The organism is Arthrobacter sp. Z4-13 (assembly GCF_054792705.1).
In genome coordinates this window covers 30,510-48,135 of the sequence record NZ_CP096458.1, presented here as the reverse complement: position 1 = coordinate 48,135, position 17,626 = coordinate 30,510, and the positions used below count along the sequence as shown (strand labels likewise).

13 protein-coding genes and 1 pseudogene are annotated in these 17,626 nt (G+C 61.3%); 9 read left to right on the top strand and 5 right to left on the bottom strand.

Features of this window, described 5'->3' with window-relative positions:
• Nucleotides 1-50 precede the first annotated feature (50 nt).
• The gene (locus tag M1E07_RS00180) at nt 51-581 is read right to left on the bottom strand and encodes a flavin reductase family protein (RefSeq protein WP_461186696.1); all 531 of its coding nucleotides are present in this window, start codon (nt 579-581) and stop codon (nt 51-53) included.
• Nucleotides 578-1,966, bottom strand: a complete 1,389-nt coding sequence (locus M1E07_RS00175) for an LLM class flavin-dependent oxidoreductase (protein ID WP_461186830.1) — start codon at nt 1,964-1,966, stop codon at nt 578-580. Before M1E07_RS00175 ends, M1E07_RS00180 begins: the two co-directional genes overlap by 4 nt.
• Before the next feature lie 178 nt (nt 1,967-2,144).
• Between M1E07_RS00175 and M1E07_RS00170 the strand changes: the two genes are divergently transcribed.
• The 3 genes from M1E07_RS00170 to M1E07_RS00160 all read left to right on the top strand — a co-directional run bounded on the left by M1E07_RS00170 (nt 2,145) and on the right by M1E07_RS00160 (nt 4,418).
• Nucleotides 2,145-2,477 carry a CBU_0592 family membrane protein gene (locus tag M1E07_RS00170; protein WP_461186695.1) on the top strand — a complete coding sequence of 111 codons (333 nt, stop codon included), beginning with the start codon at nt 2,145-2,147 and terminating at the stop codon, nt 2,475-2,477.
• 78 nt (nt 2,478-2,555) lie between these two features.
• Nucleotides 2,556-3,659, top strand: coding sequence for an alcohol dehydrogenase family protein (locus M1E07_RS00165; RefSeq protein WP_461186829.1), 1,104 nt, complete (start codon nt 2,556-2,558; stop codon nt 3,657-3,659).
• Nucleotides 3,660-4,418 (top strand): SDR family NAD(P)-dependent oxidoreductase, encoded by a 759-nt coding sequence (locus M1E07_RS00160; RefSeq protein WP_461186694.1) that lies wholly within the window; start codon nt 3,660-3,662, stop codon nt 4,416-4,418.
• Nucleotides 4,419-4,574: 156 nt separating this feature from the next.
• Here the strand turns inward: M1E07_RS00160 and M1E07_RS00155 are convergent, their stop codons facing one another.
• Nucleotides 4,575-4,877: a hypothetical protein gene (locus M1E07_RS00155; RefSeq protein WP_461186693.1), complete on the bottom strand. Its 303-nt coding sequence runs from the start codon at nt 4,875-4,877 to the stop codon at nt 4,575-4,577.
• Nucleotides 4,878-5,302: 425 nt separating this feature from the next.
• Here M1E07_RS00155 and M1E07_RS00150 point away from each other — a divergent pair, with 425 nt between their 5' ends.
• From M1E07_RS00150 to M1E07_RS00125, 6 genes are all read left to right on the top strand, one after another.
• Nucleotides 5,303-6,817, top strand: coding sequence for an MFS transporter (locus M1E07_RS00150; protein ID WP_461186692.1), 1,515 nt, complete (start codon nt 5,303-5,305; stop codon nt 6,815-6,817).
• A gap of 129 nt (nt 6,818-6,946) precedes the next feature.
• Nucleotides 6,947-7,375 carry a universal stress protein gene (locus M1E07_RS00145; RefSeq protein ID WP_461186691.1) on the top strand — a complete coding sequence of 143 codons (429 nt, stop codon included), beginning with the start codon at nt 6,947-6,949 and terminating at the stop codon, nt 7,373-7,375.
• Between the two features lie 1,371 nt (nt 7,376-8,746).
• Entirely contained in the window at nt 8,747-9,646 is a 900-nt protein-coding gene (gene dapA, locus M1E07_RS00140) for a 4-hydroxy-tetrahydrodipicolinate synthase (protein ID WP_461186690.1), read from the top strand.
• Between the two features lie 91 nt (nt 9,647-9,737).
• Entirely contained in the window at nt 9,738-11,249 is a 1,512-nt protein-coding gene (locus M1E07_RS00135; RefSeq protein ID WP_461186689.1) for an aminobutyraldehyde dehydrogenase, read from the top strand.
• Between the two features lie 216 nt (nt 11,250-11,465).
• The gene (gene purU / locus M1E07_RS00130; protein ID WP_461186688.1) at nt 11,466-12,290 is read left to right on the top strand and encodes a formyltetrahydrofolate deformylase; all 825 of its coding nucleotides are present in this window, start codon (nt 11,466-11,468) and stop codon (nt 12,288-12,290) included.
• A gap of 34 nt (nt 12,291-12,324) precedes the next feature.
• Entirely contained in the window at nt 12,325-14,817 is a 2,493-nt protein-coding gene (locus M1E07_RS00125; protein WP_461186687.1) for a GcvT family protein, read from the top strand.
• 559 nt (nt 14,818-15,376) lie between these two features.
• Here the strand turns inward: M1E07_RS00125 and M1E07_RS00120 are convergent.
• Both M1E07_RS00120 and M1E07_RS00115 read right to left on the bottom strand, forming a co-directional pair.
• Nucleotides 15,377-16,474, bottom strand: a pseudogene (locus M1E07_RS00120) (mandelate racemase/muconate lactonizing enzyme family protein).
• A gap of 48 nt (nt 16,475-16,522) precedes the next feature.
• A complete protein-coding gene (locus tag M1E07_RS00115) occupies nt 16,523-17,620 on the bottom strand; it encodes an alcohol dehydrogenase family protein (protein WP_461186686.1) in 1,098 nt (365 codons plus the stop codon).
• Between the last annotated feature and the right edge of the window lie 6 nt (nt 17,621-17,626).

Sequence of the window (17,626 nt, the reverse complement as noted above, 5' to 3'; positions counted from 1 at the left end):
TGGCGTTCACTTGATTGCTCCGACTTCTTTGTCTGGGCGGGATGGGTTGATTAGGGGTTCGCGGGTGGGGGAGTGGGCCAGAGGTTGTACTCTCCGAATTTCCCGCCCCGGAACAGGAGCGCGTCACCGGATCCGGTTTCCATGGTTGTGACCGCTCCGACGATCATGTAGTGGTCCCCGGCGACTACTTCGGAGAGCACTTCGCAGTCGATCCAGGCCGTTGAGTCCAGGATCCGGGGCGTGCCCAGCGCGCTTTCCTCGTAGTCGATGCCCTGGAATTTGTCCTGCCCTTTGCGGGAGAGGGCTTTGCAGACGCTGAGTTGCCCGGTGGACAGGATGTTGGCGGTGAACCGGCCCAGAGCACGCAGGGTTGGCCAGGTGCTGGAGGACTTGTCCACACAGAAGGTGACCAGTGCCGGTTCCAGGGAGAGTGACTGGAAAGTCCCGACAACGAAGCCCATGGGCTTGCCGTCTGCGGCATGGCCGGTGATGGCCACTACCCCGGTGGGTAGGAGCCCGAAGACTTGGCGGTAGTCGGCTGGGCTGATGACGGGGGCTGGTGCGGTTGCTAAGACGGTCATTTGCGGTCTCCGGTGAGTGCTTGTGAGGAGAAGGAGTCGCGGTAGGCGGCTCCGGGATGGTCATCGGCCAGGCGTGACTGGCCGGCGCCGAAGAGGTTTTCGCGGAGCGTGGAGCCTTCGTAACCCGTGCGCATGGTTCCCCGGCGCTGCAGTTCGGGAACAACGAATTCGGTGAAGTCCTTGATGTCCTGGTATTTGACGGCATGGGCGACGTTGAAGCCGTCGATCCCGGTTTCCTCCATCCAAGAAGTAAGTTCGTCCGCTACTGTTTCCGGTCCGCCCACGATCACCGGCGCTGTTCCGCCGATGCCGATGTATTCCGCGATGTCCCGCGGTGTCCACTCCTTTTCAGGATCCATCTTGGAGAAGATATCCACCATGGTCTGGCCGGCGTTGGTCTTGACGTGCCGCAGGGGGACGTCCGGATCGAAGGTGGACATATCCAGCCCGCTCCATCCGCTGTAACGAGCCATGGCTCCTTCGTAGGAGACCAGCTTGCGGTATTCCTCGTACTTTGCCTGGGCCTCGGCATCAGTGGGAGCGCTGATCACGGTGATCATCTGAAGCACCGCGATATGCGCAGGGTTCCGGCCCGCTGCTGCGGCCTGCTGCCGCAGTGCATCGACCTGCTTCTTCAGCCCCGCTTTCGACGTGGCGTTCATGAAGACGGCCTCTGCCGTTGCTGCTGCCAGCGCCACCCCACGGCTGGAACCGCCGGCCTGGAAGATCACCGGGGTGCGCTGGGGAGAGGGTTCACACATGAAAATCCCCGGTACCGTGAAGTGCTTGCCCGCATGCTCGATGGGGTGGACCCTTTCGGGGTCGATGTAGGTTGACGAGTCTGCGTCCACGACCGCGGAGCGTTCTTCCCATGTCGCTTCCCAGAGTTTGAGGGCAACGTCGATGAACTCTTCTGCGACCTCGTACCTGTCGTCGTGGGCCCGCTGTGCCCCGTTGCCCAGATTCCTGGCGGCACTGTCGGCATAGGAGGTCACCACGTTCCACCCAATGCGCCCGTCGGTCAGGTGGTCAAGGGTGGCAAACTTCCGTGCCAGCGAGTACGGGTGATCGTAGGCAGTCGTAGACGTCACGCCGAAGCCGAGGTGCTGCGTGGCCGCAGCCATCGCGGGAATAGCAAACGCAGGATCGTTCGCCGGGATCTGGGCGGCGTCCTTCAAAGCTGCGTCAACGTTGCCGCGGTACACATCGTGGTACCCGACGTTGTCAGCGAAGAAGATGCCGTCAAAGCAGGCCTCCTCGAGCATCCGGGCGTAATTGATCCAGTACTGGACCGACTTGTATTCAGTCCCGCGGTCCAAGGGATGGCGCCACAGTCCTGCCGACAGGTGTGCTGGACCGGCGAAGTCAAAGGCGAACAGTCTCATCTGGTTCATAAAGTCGAACTTTCTTTACGTTCAGCAACTGAACATCTTGATTACCTAATGAACAAAAGAATAGAGTGGTCGAGGTCACACCGTCAACAGGCGCGGGTGAACACGTCATAAAAAGGGAAAGCGCCGGGAGGCTGAATGCGCAGGCAACTGTTTCAGGGGGAGTACGGGTATGGCGCTGTGGGCTGAGCTGAGCGGCTGGTTCGGGGCCCTGATCGTCCTGGTGGGCTATGGAGCCTTTTCGCTGGGTTGGCTTGGCAACGGGCGGCTGTTCCAGTTGTGCAACGTTGCCGGATCTGCTGCCCTGCTGGTCAACGGGGCCTATCACGGCGCCTGGCCGTCGGTAGCGCTCAATGTCGCATGGGGAGCGATCGCAGCGGTGGCCTTCGCACGTTTTCAGCGGGCAAGGCGGAACCGAACGACCATAACCGGAGGAGCCCCGGAAGTTTCCCTTGAAGCCCTGGTTAGTACCGGGCAGGACACAAGGGTGAAGAAGAAGCTATGAGCAAGTTAATGAATTTCCCGGGCCTTCCACAGTGTTGTCCCTGGTCCGCGATAAGGAGTCTTTGTGCAGCCTGACGTTATGGCCGCCGCAGTACTGACCGGGCACGGGGGTCTGGACCGTCTCGAGTACCGGACGGACGTCCCGGTGCCGCTTCCCCGGCCGGGGGAAGTGCTTATCGAGGTGACGGCAGCCGGTGTGAACAACACCGATATCAACACCCGGACCGGCTGGTATTCAAAGACTGTTTCCATCGGCACCGGCGAAGGAGGCATGGAAGGTTTTGCTGACATGGAAGCTGCCGATGCTGCCTGGTCAGGTCAGGAACTGTCCTTTCCCAGGATTCAAGGCGCAGATGTTTGCGGCCGGATAGTTGCCGTCGGCCATGGCGTCCCCGCGGGCCGGATCGGTGAACGCGTCGTAGTCCGCAACATGCTCCGCAGCTACGTCGACTACCGGCCGTACGAATGCTGGACACTCGGCGGAGACTGCGACGGTGGATTCGCCCAGTTCACGGTGGCGCCGTCGAAAGAAACCCACACCGTCCACTGCGACTGGTCCGACGCAGAACTTGCCGCTGTTCCGTGTGCCTACTCGACAGCCGAGAACATGCTGCACCGCGCTGATGTGGGTGCAGAGCGGGTATTGATAACCGGAGCGTCCGGGGGAGTGGGCCTGGCAGCTGTCCAGCTCGCTAAACGCCGCGGTGCCACGGTTTTCGCTGCATGCTCCCCGGGAAAAGCTGCCCAGGTTCTCGCCGAAGGCGCCCACCTGACGCTGGACCGCGACGCTGATCCCGTCAGCGTGCTGGGACGAAACTCCATCGATGCAGTCATTGACGTGGTGGGCGGGTCCCGAACAGGGCAACGGCTGGAACTGCTGCGCCCAGGCGGCCGTTACGCGATCGCAGGTGCCATCGCTGGCCCGATTGCTGACGTGGATTTGCGCGTCATCTACCTAAAGGACCTTTCCCTGCTCGGGTGCACCTTCCAGGACGATGAAGTCTTCGAAAACCTCATCGGGTACATCGAACGCAACGAAATACGCCCCGTGGTCTCTGGCATCTACCCCCTGCAGGACATCGCGCAGGCTCAAAGAGACTTTCTGACCAAGAAGCACACCGGAAAGCTGGTCCTGATTCCACCGCCCGCCACCGACCTGCAAAAGCAACAGAAGGGACAATAAATGGAACTCGAAGGCAAAATCGCCCTTGTCACCGGAGGAGGCCAAGGGATCGGCCGTGGCATTGTGGACCGGTACCTGGAAGAAGGAGCAAAGGTCGCCGTCGTCCAGCGCCGGCCACTGGAGCCCGACCTTGACCGGAACCCCAATGTGCTTGGCGTGCAGGCTGACCTGGCCAAGGCTTCTGCCGCGGCTGAAGTGGTGGAAAGGACGGTGGACACCTTTGGGGGTGTGGACATCCTGGTCAACAATGCCGGGATCATGCTCGAGCGGGCCGTGTCAGCTATCCGGTCCGAAGAATGGGAATTCATGTTGGCCATCAACCTCAGGGCGCCTTTGTTCCTGACGCAGTCCGTTTTGCCTCATATGCGGGCACGGGGCGGAGGGAGCATTATCAACATCGGCTCCATTGAAGGGTTGGCAGCGAACCCCGGGCACACCATGTACTGCGCATCCAAAGCAGGCATACATGGGATGACCCGGGCCATGGCAGTGGACCTGGGGGAGGACAACATCAGGTGCAATGCCATCGCGCCGGGCTGGATAGCTTCCGAACTCAGCGACACTTATCTGTCATCGCTTTCGGACCCGGCTGCCGCCCGGGATGCACTCAACAGGCTCCATCCGGCCGGGCGGATAGGACGGCCTGAAGACGTGGGAGATCTTGCCGTCTTTCTGGGCAGCGACAGATCGACGTTCCTGACCGGTGAGGTCATTGTGCTCGATGGGGGCAGAACGGCGAAACTTCCTCTGCCGTCCTGACGGATTGGTGCCGGAGCCCTCCGCCTTGCGAAACGAAGGGCTCCGGGGCTTGATGCCGGTCAGTCGGTTTCGGGTCCCGTGCAGAAAAAGCACTCTCCCGCCCCAGGGAAGGTTTCGCAGCTGCTGTCGACCACCAGACAGCCCTCCCCGCCGACGTTATTCACCGTACATAAGGGTGTACAGAAAGCGCTCCAGCTCCGGATTAGGAACCGGAGACTCCTGAAAGTCGTGCGCCTCCGCATTCTCCAGGTAAAGGCCCTCCCAGGGAGAGCACGTAAGGCCGCCCGTGGCTGCAGGAGCTGCCGGCGCCGCGTCAGGGTAAGTGACCGGGGACGTGACGCGCTGGCCGCGATTGCGGACAAAAGAAAGTGACAAAACGCCGTGCGTGATGGTCATGATGGCTTCCTCTCTGAAGCAATCTGGGCGGACATTGACTTGTAAATTGAACAGCACGTTCATTTACTGAACGTAGGAACGATTATGCCATGAGTCACATCCGAGCGCAAGGCGGCAATGGCCTCTAGGTGCGCGGGCGCGGCAGCGTGGCCAATGGCGCAACCCCCTGGAACCTGAGCCGGGCCGCCTGTTGAAGGCAGCGGCTGAACGAGGTGATGAAGCGGGGAGTGCTCCGGGGGCCTTCTGGAAAGGCCGGGTTGGCTCGAGGGCAGCCCAGGGGAGCTCATAAAACTTGACCGTGTGTCCTGCACCACTCTACCCTTGGTGTTCAACAACTAGATGCTTCGTTCAGTCAGTGAACGTATGCGGAACATTCGCAGCCGCGAGCTCTGCAGGCCTGGCGCAGCCAAGCCGCACGCACCTGTCATCGGCACGGTTAGAACGTCCAAGTGATGACCGGTGCGTCCCATCACGACAGAAAGACAACGATGTCCCACAATCCGAGAAAACAACCTCCGGCCCTGTCGGGGACGACGCGTCGCCTGAAGGCAGATGACTGCATCGTCGTCGACAAAGGCGAACTCCGCAAAGCTCAGGTCGGGGCCGGAGTCGGCAACTTCATCGAGTGGTACGACATAGGTATCTACGGATACCTCGCGGTCACCATGACCTCCGTGTTCACCGAGGGCATGGACGAAAGGATGGGGCTGCTCGTCACGCTTCTGGGCTTCGCCGTCTCCTTCGTGGTCCGGCCCCTCGGCGGAATGATCCTGGGCCCGCTGGGCGACAAGATCGGACGCCGCAAGGTGCTCTTCTTCACGATGGCCCTCATGGCCGCAGGCACCACCCTCATCGGGCTGCTGCCTACCGCCGGTCAGGTCGGGCTATGGGTCATCATCCCGCTCTACCTGTTGAAAATGCTGCAGGGCTTCTCCACCGGAGGCGAGTACTCCGGAGCAGCGACATACATCGCTGAATTTTCCCCTGACCGCAGCCGCGGCTTCATGACCTCGCTCCTGAACTCCGGATCAATGCTGGGCTTCGCAGCCGGTGCTGGCGTCGTGGCCGCAACAACCGCCATTACGACCTCACTCTGGGGCGAGGCAGCAATGCGTGAAGGCGGGTGGCGCATCCCCTTCCTGATCGCACTGCCCCTGGGCATTCTGGCCATCTCACTGCGCCGCCGCATTCCGGAATCACCCAGCTTTGAAGTCGCCCACGAAAAGTCCGAGCGTGAAGACATCAGCCCCATGTTCGTCAGGCACAATCTGCCAAACATCATGAAACACTACTGGCCCCAGATTCTGCTCGGCTGTGCACTCGTCGCGGCTGACGGCACATCGGCTTACATGCTCACGAGCTACATGCCCACTTACCTGGAAACGGAAGTGGGCTCAGATGCCGTGCATACCGCCATCGCCGCCGTGGTCGTGCTGGTGCTGTTGGCTGTCATGATTCCACTCGTGGCCCGCCTATCGGACCGGATTGGTCGTCGACCCATCTACGCCATGGCGACCATCGGCAACCTTGTCCTGCTGCTGCCGGCATTCTCCCTGATGCAAGTAGGGACGCCGTGGTCGCTGTACCTGGCGTTGTTCCTTGTATCGCTGCCCAGCGCCTGCTTCCTCGCACTGACAGGTGCAGTAATGTCCGAATTGTTCCCCACAGCCTCGCGCTTTGGCTGTGTAGGCGTTACGCACAACCTCTCCATCTCTATCTTTGGTGGCACCACCCCCCTGGTGAGCCAGATCCTCGTCGAGGTCACCGGAAACCCCTACGCACCGGCGTTCTACATCATGTTCTTCTCCGTCGTCGCCCTTTTTGCACTGCTGAAGATGCGCGAGTCTGCTTCACGGCCGCTCCTCGGTTCGGTACCGGTCGTGTCAACCCGCCGCGAGGCAACGGCCTTGGCTGATGGGCAGGACATGAATGAGCACATCGACACAGCAACCATGCTGCTCACCCCAAACCGCCCCTCGCAGGAGCGGGTGGACGCTCACTGATCCACCGCCCTTACCTTTAGCAATCCCGGCCCTCCGCGGCTGCCAAAAGGCAAGGGCCTGTGCTCTGATCCCAGTGCACCAATGCCACCACCGAGACCCGGTAATGTCTCATCAATCAAAGGAAATTACATGAGCGGGATAATTGTAGTAGGAGTGGACGGCAGCAACACTGCCCTGAAAGCTGCAGAATCCGCTCGCGATCTCGCAGATGCTCTGGGTGCCTCACTTCACGTGGTCTCAGCCTTCGATAGTGACCGTACCGAAGTTTTCGGTAGCGGAAGCGATCAGTGGGTAGTCTCTGATTCCGATGCTGCCGAACATGTAGCTCGAACGGTGGCAGAGTCTCTGAGCGGTGACAATAAGGCAACCCACGCCGCTGTCCGCGGCAGGCCTGCCGACGCCATCATTAGGGAAGCTGTACGTGTAGATGCCCGCATCATCGTCGTCGGTAATCGCCGAATGCATGGCATCGGCCGGGTCTTGGGCAGCGTAGCCAACAGCGTAGCCCACAACGCGCCTTGTGACGTCTACATCGCTAATACCTATGACGCCGACTAAGCCAGGTTTGCCTCCGCGCCCGAGGCTCGAGGGTTTCACAATCCGCCCTAGATGTATGTCCGGCAGGTTAGCGACACGGCGATTGATATAGGGCAATGAGAGGACCTCCAGCTGTTGTGTGGTGCCTGTCGAAAGCCAACACAAACCAGGAGGTCCTCGTGTCACCGTAACGCATTCTTAGCTCATGCGGGGCGCGTGTGGTTGGCCTGCTGCATCGTGGTTGATGGCTGGCCTCTGCCGCGCCGCGGAAGGATTAATGTTTCTGTTCCGACCGCAGCATGCTGGTCCCGCCGCTACCGGGAGCTGGGGGCAGAGGGGCTGGAAGAGAGAAAAAGCCGCCAGTGACCTGTCCGCGCTGGACCGCGATGCGCACCGAGCGGCCGAGTTGGGACTGCGCCAGTCGCCCGGCAACAGGATCAGGACCCGCCGGAAAAAGTGCCCACCGTCTGAAACCGCCGAAATGGGGCGATAAGTTCCTCGTGGAGCCCTCATCGGGGCAGGACTATCCCAGTGGTTGACTCCGGAAACCAAGGGCTAGACCCTCACAGAGGCGGCGGCAGTTTATTCCCACTGAAGGAACGTTTATAAGCCTGCTCCGTGTTGAGCGAACATTTGTTTAACACGGGCCAGGTGCTTCCTGCCTCGTGACGGCGCCGCACGTTTAGGGCTGTGTCTGCTAACCCTGCGAAGCGCCAAGACGAGCACGTTCGTCTGGCGCACCCTTTCCCTGCGGCGATATCCGCGCGTACTCAAGTGTCCGCGCGTCGGCCGCGACCAACGGGTACGCCGGAGGGGAGGCCTTAACCTCATCGTGGGAGAGGCACTGGTGTATGTGGTCCGCATCAAGGCTCATCTCGTGGTCGTGGGCATTGGACTGCTTACCAAACGGCGATGTCGGCGCGTTGAAGCAGTTCCCCCGCTGTCCTGTATTACCGCCGCAATACAGCGGACAAGGCAGATACTGCCAGCCTTTCCGTGAGGGTTTTCTTCGAAGTAGTAAGCCCAGGTTTGGAATACCCAAGCCAGTTTTCCGCACTCTCCCTGAGCCTTGCTGCGTGGCCGCCAAATCCGTCACGCGCGCAGGGCTTAGACCAATTCGGCCTTGAGTGCAGCAGTAATCCCGCCCGATTTGTGGCTTTGTTTCAGCAGTATTTCCGGGGCGTACCAGTTTTGTTCCAGCGTCTACTTTTTCTTAGAAAGCCCTTGTGTGACTACTTTCGCTCCGTAATACTTGATCAAGGCGTTCACCAAATGAACATCTCCTTTGATCGTTCTATATTTTCGGGCACCCTTTTGCAGGCAAGCCAAGTTATTCCCCTACGCCCTTTTGTATCGACCGAGCCCGTCCATCATCAGCAGACAGGAAGCCCTATGTCCTCGCAGCTCCACGGCGTACTCACCGCCCTCGCCACACCTTTCACCGCGGACGGCGGGATTGACGAAACACGGCTTCGTCTCCTTGTTGACCGTTCCATCGATGGGGGAGTCGATGGGGTTGTGGCTTGCGGTTCCACCGGCGAGTTCGCCGCACTCAGCACGGAGGAGCGGCACCTGGTCGTGGAGACCGTCGTCGAGCATACGGCCGGTCGGGTGCCGGTAGTGGCGCAGACCGGGGCCACCAGCACAGGGGAAGCAATCCGGCTGTCGCGCCATGCGCAGGAATGCGGGGCCGACGTCCTCATGGTGGTCGCCCCCTACTACGAACAGCTCACACTGGGGGAAACTACCGATTATTTGCGGGCCGTGGCTGCATCCGTGGAGCTTCCGGTGATGCTGTACAACTACCCGCAGGCCACCGGTGTCAATCTGGACCCCGAAACGGTGGGCAGTCTGGCCCGCGAGGTGGAGAACGTCCGGTACGTCAAGGACTCCAGCGGAAACATGGACCAGGCTGCCAGGCTGATACATGAGTATGGGGAAACTATCACCACCATCATCGGAGCGGACACCTTGGTCCTTGCCGCCCTGTCCGAAGGGGCAACTGCGGTGATGGCCGGTACCGCCAACCTCGTGCCACGCGAGCTCGTGGCCGTCCAACGGGCCGTCACTGCGGGCGACTTCGCCGCTGCCCGTGCCGAGTGGAACCGTATCTACCCGCTGATCAGCGCCATCTACTCCGCCCCGTACGTGCCCGCGCTGAAGGCGGCCCTGGATGCCCTCGGTCTTCCGATCGGCACCCCCCGACAGCCCACTGCGAACCTCAACCCTGACGTGGACGCCCGCATCCGGAAGCTCGTGAGCGAACTCCAGCTAGAGGCCGCGCACGCCTGATCATGGGCTCCAGGCACCGCAGCAACCCAGCCCCACGCATTGACTCCAAGCAATCCTCCGACCATCTCAGCAACCATCAGGAGTAAATAAGATGACAACCACGGCAATAACGAGCTCCAGCACGGTTCGGCGCAGCACCGATGCAGCTCCGATCTTCGCTACCGACGCGCTGCCGCCTGGCCGGCACTTCATCGCGGGTGAATTCCGGCCAGGGTCCACCGCTGAAACGCAGCCAGTGGTGGACCCCTGTACCGAGGCAACCATTTGCGAGGTAGCGCAGGGCAGCGCCGCCGACGTCGATGCCGCCGTTCTTGCAGCACTGGAGGCAAAAGAAGCCTGGGGACGGACCCTGCCTAAGAAGCGCGCGGAGATCCTTCTGGCCATCGCCGACCGACTGGCTGAAAACGCAGACCTGCTGGCAAGACTGGAGTCACTGAACACCGGCAAGCCGATGATGGTCTCGGAGGACGACGTCGCCTCTTCCATCGATTCATTCAGGTTCATGGCTGGCGCCGCCCGCGCCACAACCTCGCTCGCCGCCGGTGAATATGCCGAGGACCACCTGTCCATTATTCTCCGGGAACCGCTGGGAGTCGTCGGAGTCGTGACACCGTGGAACTACCCCCTGCTGATGGCTGTCTGGAAAATTGCACCCATCCTTGCCGCAGGCAACACCATCGTCCTGAAGCCCTCCGAGCAAACCCCACTGACCACACTGAAGTTCGCCGAGCTGACCGCAGACCTGCTGCCGGCAGGTGTGCTGAATATCGTCACCGGTCTTGGTCCGGTGGTTGGTGAGCGGCTGGCCGCACACCCCAAAGTGGACATGATCGCCCTTACCGGCTCCGTTAACAGCGGACGCGCGGTGGCCCGGACCGCCGCGGAAACGGTCAAACGAGTTCACCTCGAGCTGGGCGGCAAGGCACCTGTGGTCATTTTTGCAGACGCTGATTTGGCTGCAGCCGCCGAGTCCCTCCGCGCCGCCGGCTACTGGAACTCAGGACAAGAATGCGGCGCCGGCTGCCGCGTGCTGGTCCACGAATCGGTTGCAGAGCGTTTTGCCAAGCTCCTTGTTGAACAGGTGAGCACGTTAGTGGTCGGGGAACCCACCGAGGGAGCCGACGTAGAAATAGGCCCAATGATTTCCAAGGCGCATTTCGAGCGCGTGCTCGGACATCTTGAACGCGCCAAGAACGATGGCGCCAAGGCCGCCCTGGGCGGAGGGGCCCTGGAAGGAAGAGGCTACTTCGTTGCACCTACCGTCCTGGTGGACGTCCCCGAGGGCACTGCCTGCACACTGGAAGAGATCTTCGGCCCCGTGGTAACCGTCGAGACGTTCGCGAGTGAAGAGGAAGCAGTCCGTCGGGCCAACCACGTACCCTACGGACTCGCCGCCTCCGTCTGGACCCTGAACCCCCAGCTTGGCCATGAGATGGCCTCCCGGCTGGAAGCAGGAACCGTCTGGGTCAACTCGCACCTGGTCCTCGCCAATGAGATGCCCTGGAGCGGGTTCAAGAGCTCCGGATACGGCCGGGACCTGTCTGCTTACGCCCTTGACGACTACTCCCGCACCAAGCACGTGATGCACAACAAGGCGCGGTAACACCCACGCACGGCGGCGGCCGCTGGCAGCATCGCAGCCTGGCCCCGGCAGGATCCGGCCAAAAACCAGCGGCCGCCGTCCCAGGGAACGAAACCCACACATCTTCGCTACTAGCAGGGAGCTACCATGACCATGGAATCCGTGGCCCTTTCCCGGACGAGCACGACTGAAGATTCAGTCTCCGAAACACCTGAGAGCCGAAGGTTCGTACTCACGATGTCGTGTAGCGAACAGGCCGGAATCGTTCACGCTGTGACCACCTTCCTTTATGAACGCGGCTTCAATATTGAAGAACATCAGCAGTTCGACGACGGTCTGCGCCAAACCCTGCACCTGCGCACCGCCTTCTCCGGCCCGGCGCATTACACACAAGGGATGCTTGCGGAGGAGTTCGCCCCCATCGCCCGGCGCTTTGACATGAAGTACGACTTCCATGATGAAACCAAGAAGCGGATCCTCGTGATGGTGTCAAGGTTCAGCCATTGCCTCAATGACCTGATCTTCAGGTGGCGCGGCGGCAGTCTGGGCGGTGAGCTGGTTCTGGTGGTCTCCAATCATGAAACCCACCGCCCCATGGCAGAAGCGGCCGGCCTGCCCTTCATCCATATTCCGGTTTCCAGTGAAACGAAGGCCGATGCGGAACGGCGGCTTCTGGAGCTTGTGGACGAGCACAACATCGACCTGGTGGTCCTTGCACGCTACATGCAGGTCCTGTCCGATGACCTTTGCCGTGCCCTTGAAGGCAAGGCCATCAACATCCACCACTCATTCCTGCCCGGGTTCAAGGGTGCCCGCCCGTACCACCAGGCCTACGACAGGGGAGTAAAGCTGGTCGGTGCGACCGCGCACTATGTGACAGCCGACCTCGACGAAGGGCCGATCATCGAACAGGAAGTCATCCGGGTTGACCACAGCTACGGCCCCGCGGCCTTGGCCACGGTCGGGCAGGACGCTGAAGCGCTGGCGCTTTCCCGCGCCGTCCGCTGGCACTGTGAACACCGCGTGCTGCCGGACCAGTCGAGCACCGTCGTCTTCCGTTAGCACCCTACGCCCCACCTAAGCAGGAGAAGCACCCATGGCATCTACGTCACGCATTGTCATCATCGGGGCGGGCATCGTCGGCACCAACTTAGCCGACGAACTCGTATCCCGCGGCTGGAACAACATCACCGTCCTGGACCAGGGGCCACTGAACCTGCCGGGCGGTTCAACGTCCCACGCCCCTGGCCTCGTCTTTCAGACAAACCCCTCAAAAACCATGGCCACCTTCGCCAAATACACCGTCGAGAAGCTGCTGTCCCTCACCGAGGACGGAATCAGCTGCTTCAACCAGGTGGGCGGACTGGAGATAGCCACCACTGAAACCCGCCTGATCGACCTTAAGAGAAAGCTCGGCTACGCGGCAGCCTGGGGCATCGACGGTCGGCTCCTGACTCCGGCCGAATGCAAAGAGCTTTACCCCCTCCTGAACGATGACATCGTTCTCGGCGGCCTTCACATCCCCAGTGACGGTCTCGCCTCCGCCGCCAGGGCAGTCCAGCTGCTCATCAAGCGGACCCAGGAGGCCGGCGTCACCTACATCGGATCCGCCACCGTGCTGGACATTGAGCATGCCAACGGCCGCGTAACGGGCGTCAAAACTGCCGACGGCATCATTCCCGCCGACATCGTCGTCTCCTGCGCAGGATTCTGGGGAGCCAAGCTCGGAGCCATGATCGGAATGTCCGTTCCCCTGCTCCCACTCGCGCACCAGTACGTCAAGACCACTCCGGTGCCGGACCTTAAGGGCAAAAACGAACTGCCCAACGGAGCGGGCCTGCCCATCCTTCGCCACCAGGACCAGGACCTGTACTACCGCGAACACGGCGAACGGTACGGGATCGGCTCCTACGCGCACCGGCCCATGCCGGTGGACGTCAACGGCTTGCCTGAGGTCAATGCCGAGGAGATGAGCGAGCACCGCATGCCCTCACGCCTTGATTTCACCCTGGACGACTTCCTTCCGGCATGGGAAGCCTCCAAGGAGATCCTCCCCGGCCTGGCCGACAGCGAAATCGAGGACGGGTTCAACGGCATCTTCTCCTTCACCCCTGATGGCGGCCCGCTGCTGGGAGAGTCGACAGAGCTGGACGGCTTCTTTATTGCCGAAGCGGTCTGGGTCACTCATTCCGCAGGTGTCGCCCGAGCGATGGCTGAGCTGCTGACCACCGGCCGATCCGAAACGGACCTGGGTGAATGCGACGTCAACCGCTTTGAGGAAGTACAGCTCACGCCTGAATACGTCAGCGAAACATCCCAGCAAAACTTCGTGGAAATTTACGACGTACTCCACCCCCTCCAGCCGCGTCTTTCCCCAAGGAACCTGCGGGTAAGTCCCTTCCATGCCCGCCAGAAGGAGCTGGGAGGATTCTTCCTTGAAGGCGGAGGCTGGGAACGGCCCTACTGGTTCGAAGCCAACGCCGCGTTGCTGAAGGAAATGCCCACGCAATGGCTCCCGCCGGCCCGCGACGCCTGGTCCCAGATGTTCAGCTCACCCATCGCAGCCGCCGAGGCATGGAAGACCCGCACCGCTGTTGCCATGTACGACATGACGCCCCTGAAACGCCTGGAAGTCTCCGGCCCGGGAGCGCTGCAACTACTGCAGGAGCTGACCACCGCAGACCTGGACAAAAAACCCGGCGCCGTCACCTACACCCTGCTCCTTGACCATGCAGGAGGCGTTCGCAGCGATATCACCGTAGCCCGCCTTAGCGAAGACACCTTCCAGCTGGGTGCCAACGGCAACATCGACCTGAGCTACTTCACGCGGGCTGCCAGGCACCAGACAGCAACCGGAAACCCCTCCTCCTGGGTCCAGGCCCGCGACACCACCGGAGGCACCTGCTGCATCGGCCTCTGGGGGCCACTGGCCCGTGACCTGATCAGCACCATCAGCGACGATGACTTCTCCAACGAGGGCCTCCGCTACTTCCGAGCCAAAAAGGCCAGCATCGGAGGCGTGCCGGTCACGGCTATGCGGCTCTCTTATGTGGGCGAGCTCGGCTGGGAAATCTACACCTCGGCCGATAACGGGCAGCGGCTCTGGGACGTCCTGTGGAAGGCCGGCCAGCCATTTGGTGTCATCGCAGCCGGACGGGCGGCATTTAGCGCCCTGCGCTTGGAGAAGGGGTACCGCTCGTGGGGTACCGACATGACCACGGAACATGACCCGTGCGAGGCCGGACTCGGATTCGCCGTGAAAATGTCCAAAGATAACTTCGTCGGCAAAACCGCCTTGGAAGGACGGTCAGAAGATACCTCAACCCGGCGGCTGCGCTGCCTGACCATCGACGACGGCCGCTCAATTGTGCTGGGCAAGGAACCCGTCCACTATAAGGAAGGAGTCGTTGGATACGTGACCAGCGCAGCCTACGGATACTCCGTCTCCAAACCCATCGCCTATGCCTATCTGCCGTCGGCGGTCTCGGAAGGGGACGCCGTCGAAATCCAATACTTCGGGAAGCGAATCCAGGCAACTGTCACGGCCGAACCGCTCTACGATCCCGGCATGACCCGCCTTCGCGGCTAAGCCGCAAAAAGCAGAGGTGGTCGGCAGCGCCCGGACTTGGGGAAGTCCGGGCGCTACCAGTGATGGACCGCGGAGGAGGAAAACGAGTGCAGCGAACCGAGAATGATGGAAATAGTCCAAAGACTAGGGCCTGATGGAATCTCGTGGGATTGGGTGGCTGGCGACGTCACCGCTTGCAGCTTTAGAGGTTCCTAAAACAGTCCTGAACCAACCCCGCCACAGGCCAATCCTCCCTGGTCACGCGCGCCCGACATCAGGTTGGGGTGTACTCAACTCTGGCTGACGGAGAAGGACTGAGGTGCCCAGCGAAATGACGAAGGCGTGCAACGGGGTGGCTACATCCTTTCACCGGTGGCCGGCACGAACCGGTGAGCCCAAGCTATGTCTGCAGGGGTGTTATGTAGATGCAGTAATTGATGACGGGGAAATTTTTTGGTCAACTCCCTTGCGAACAACCGCAGCTCTTTGAAAAGGCTGAGTTCTACAAGGCCTACTTTGTTCCTACCCCAGGCGGCGGTGCCCCACATGGGAAAACGAGTCGGCGCCAGCATCATCAATGTCAGCCGAACACTGCAACGGGTGCGTCGAAAACTGTTTCCGGTGGCTCAATACCCAGGCTCGGGCCTTGCGGGAGACGGATGTGGCCGCCTTCGATTGTGATGCCGCCGCGTGGGTCGTAGTGGCCTTCGATGTAGGGTTGGGCGATCCACACGCCTTCGTTGGCGCTGGTCGTACGGTGGCTCCAAGGTGGGCGAGGCTGTGGCGATGATGTCGCCGCCCCACGAGTCGTCTGTGGTGTGCGGGGTGGAGTACGCCTCACACACATCGCGGACGACTGAGGTAGGGTGTAGGCCGCCTATGCGCGTGACTTTCAGGCCGAGCCCGTCGCAATCGCCCTTCGTGACGGCACCGACCGCCTTCGTGACTTCGGTGGTGATCTCATCAAGGTAGATTGCGTGGTTTGTGCGCTCACGCACCGAGAGCAACTCTTCCATGGTGTTGCAAGGCTGCTCCATGATGAACGGGATGTCGGGGCACTCTCGGCTAAGCCGCAATGCGTCACGGACCGTAAGTCCACGGTTCGCGTCGGCAGCGAGGCTGATGCCCGTACTTCCCACGCGTTCCCAGACTTTTCGAATCGTCTCGATGTCGAGGTCGACGGGGCCCTCCGACTTTGAGCTGCAGGCGCCGATATTCAGCGGCCTTCTCAGCCGCACGCTCTGCGACGATGTTCGGTTCGTCCACGGCCAACGCGTAATACGAGGGGATCAATTCGGTTTCCGCTCCCCCGAGCAGTCCGCGACACGGACGCCGTAGTGCCGGCCGGTCAAGTCATGCGCTGCGATGTCGATCGCGGCCTTGGCGTAACGGTGCCCGTTGAGCAGTTCGTCCATGCGCCGATGGAGCCGCACGATGTTCGTCGGATCCGGGCCGATGAGTCCTTATGCCATTTTGGCAAGAGCGGCGCGGTTGCCGGCGGCGCGGTGCTGTTCGTAAACGGGACCCACCGGGCAAGCCTCACCCCATCCGACAAGTCCGGTGTCGGTGGTGATGCGCACCAGGGTGGTGTCGAGCGAGAAGATCTCGCCGACATCCGGTACGGGCCATTTTTTAGCGGAAGGTCGTGCGCGTAGACCGAGATCTCTGTGATTTCCACCGGATTCTTGTCTCCTGATTCTTATCTTCTTGCGTGATGGTGTGGCGGCTAGGACTCGACGGGCGGTGGCACGAGCACGAGCTTGCCGGGAAATTTCTTAGAGATGAAGTCCTCCTGTGCGCGGTGGATCTCGCTTAAGGAGTAAGTCTGGGAAACAACAGGGCGAATCTGACCACTGTTGATATAGCGCACCACATTTTCGAAGACCTCGTCCTCCTGGAACGTGCAGCCAAACAGTGATAGATCGTTCAGGTAGATGGTGCGCAGGTCGATCTCAGAGAGGGGACCGCCAATGGCCCCGGCAATGGCAAATCGGCCACCGCGGCGCAGCAGGCTTAGTAATTCGGGCACTCCCGCGCCGCCGACCACGTCCACCACCACGTCTACTGAACGCGGACCGAGTGCTCCGAGCAGGTTCTCTTTACGGTCCATCACCTGATCCGCACCGGCAGCGCGCACGACATCAGCCTTGCTCGTTGAGCAGATCGCGATAACTTCAGCACCGCGCAGCTTCGCCAGTTGCACGGCTGCAAGGCCAACACCGCCGGAGGCACCTGTGATGAGGACTTTCTCTGCCCCCAATCGCACCCGATGCAACATCCCCTCCGCCGTGGAGTAGGCAATTGAGACCGCCCCAAGCTCTACCGGAGAGAGATCCGAGTCAATTTTGTATGCCTCGCTGGACGGAGCCACGGCGAACTGGGCGAACCCGCCGTCACAATCACTGCCGTACGTCCAGCACTCGTAAGGTCGCCGATTGACGTAGTGGCGCATCAAGTTGCGTACGATGACCCGGTCCTCGAGTCGGCTCTCATCGACATCATCTCCAACGGCCACTATCGTGCCGTACACGTCCCCGCCCTGAATCCGAGGAAAGGCCAGCGGCACCCCCGACCACGAGGCATCGTCCGCATCGGCACTGTATACGCCTTCGGTCGCGGTCGAGTCCGTGTCCCCACTGATGGCCTTCGAATACCAGCCGATACGCGTATTGATGTCCGTGTTATTGATGCCGGCGGCTTCAACCTGGATCAGTACCTCATCGGCACCCGGCCGGGGCACCGGCACATCGGTGCGGTACTCGAGCTTCTCCGGGCCTCCATGGCCTGTCAATAGCACGGCAGCCATTTTTGTGGGCAGGGTCATCGTCGA

Coding starts and splice junctions, on each gene's coding strand:
- purU (WP_461186688.1), top strand. CDS start 11,466: ATGTCGTGTAGCGAACAGGCCGGAATCGTTCACGCTGTGACCACCTTC.
- M1E07_RS00150 (WP_461186692.1), top strand. CDS start 5,303: ATGTCCCACAATCCGAGAAAACAACCTCCGGCCCTGTCGGGGACGACG.
- M1E07_RS00155 (WP_461186693.1), bottom strand. CDS start 4,877: ATGAACGTGCTGTTCAATTTACAAGTCAATGTCCGCCCAGATTGCTTC.
- M1E07_RS00165 (WP_461186829.1), top strand. CDS start 2,556: ATGGCCGCCGCAGTACTGACCGGGCACGGGGGTCTGGACCGTCTCGAG.
- M1E07_RS00175 (WP_461186830.1), bottom strand. CDS start 1,966: ATGAGACTGTTCGCCTTTGACTTCGCCGGTCCAGCACACCTGTCGGCA.
- M1E07_RS00180 (WP_461186696.1), bottom strand. CDS start 581: ATGACCGTCTTAGCAACCGCACCAGCCCCCGTCATCAGCCCAGCCGAC.
- M1E07_RS00160 (WP_461186694.1), top strand. CDS start 3,660: ATGGAACTCGAAGGCAAAATCGCCCTTGTCACCGGAGGAGGCCAAGGG.
- M1E07_RS00145 (WP_461186691.1), top strand. CDS start 6,947: ATGAGCGGGATAATTGTAGTAGGAGTGGACGGCAGCAACACTGCCCTG.
- M1E07_RS00115 (WP_461186686.1), bottom strand. CDS start 17,620: ATGACCCTGCCCACAAAAATGGCTGCCGTGCTATTGACAGGCCATGGA.
- M1E07_RS00135 (WP_461186689.1), top strand. CDS start 9,738: ATGACAACCACGGCAATAACGAGCTCCAGCACGGTTCGGCGCAGCACC.
- M1E07_RS00170 (WP_461186695.1), top strand. CDS start 2,145: ATGGCGCTGTGGGCTGAGCTGAGCGGCTGGTTCGGGGCCCTGATCGTC.
- M1E07_RS00125 (WP_461186687.1), top strand. CDS start 12,325: ATGGCATCTACGTCACGCATTGTCATCATCGGGGCGGGCATCGTCGGC.
- dapA (WP_461186690.1), top strand. CDS start 8,747: ATGTCCTCGCAGCTCCACGGCGTACTCACCGCCCTCGCCACACCTTTC.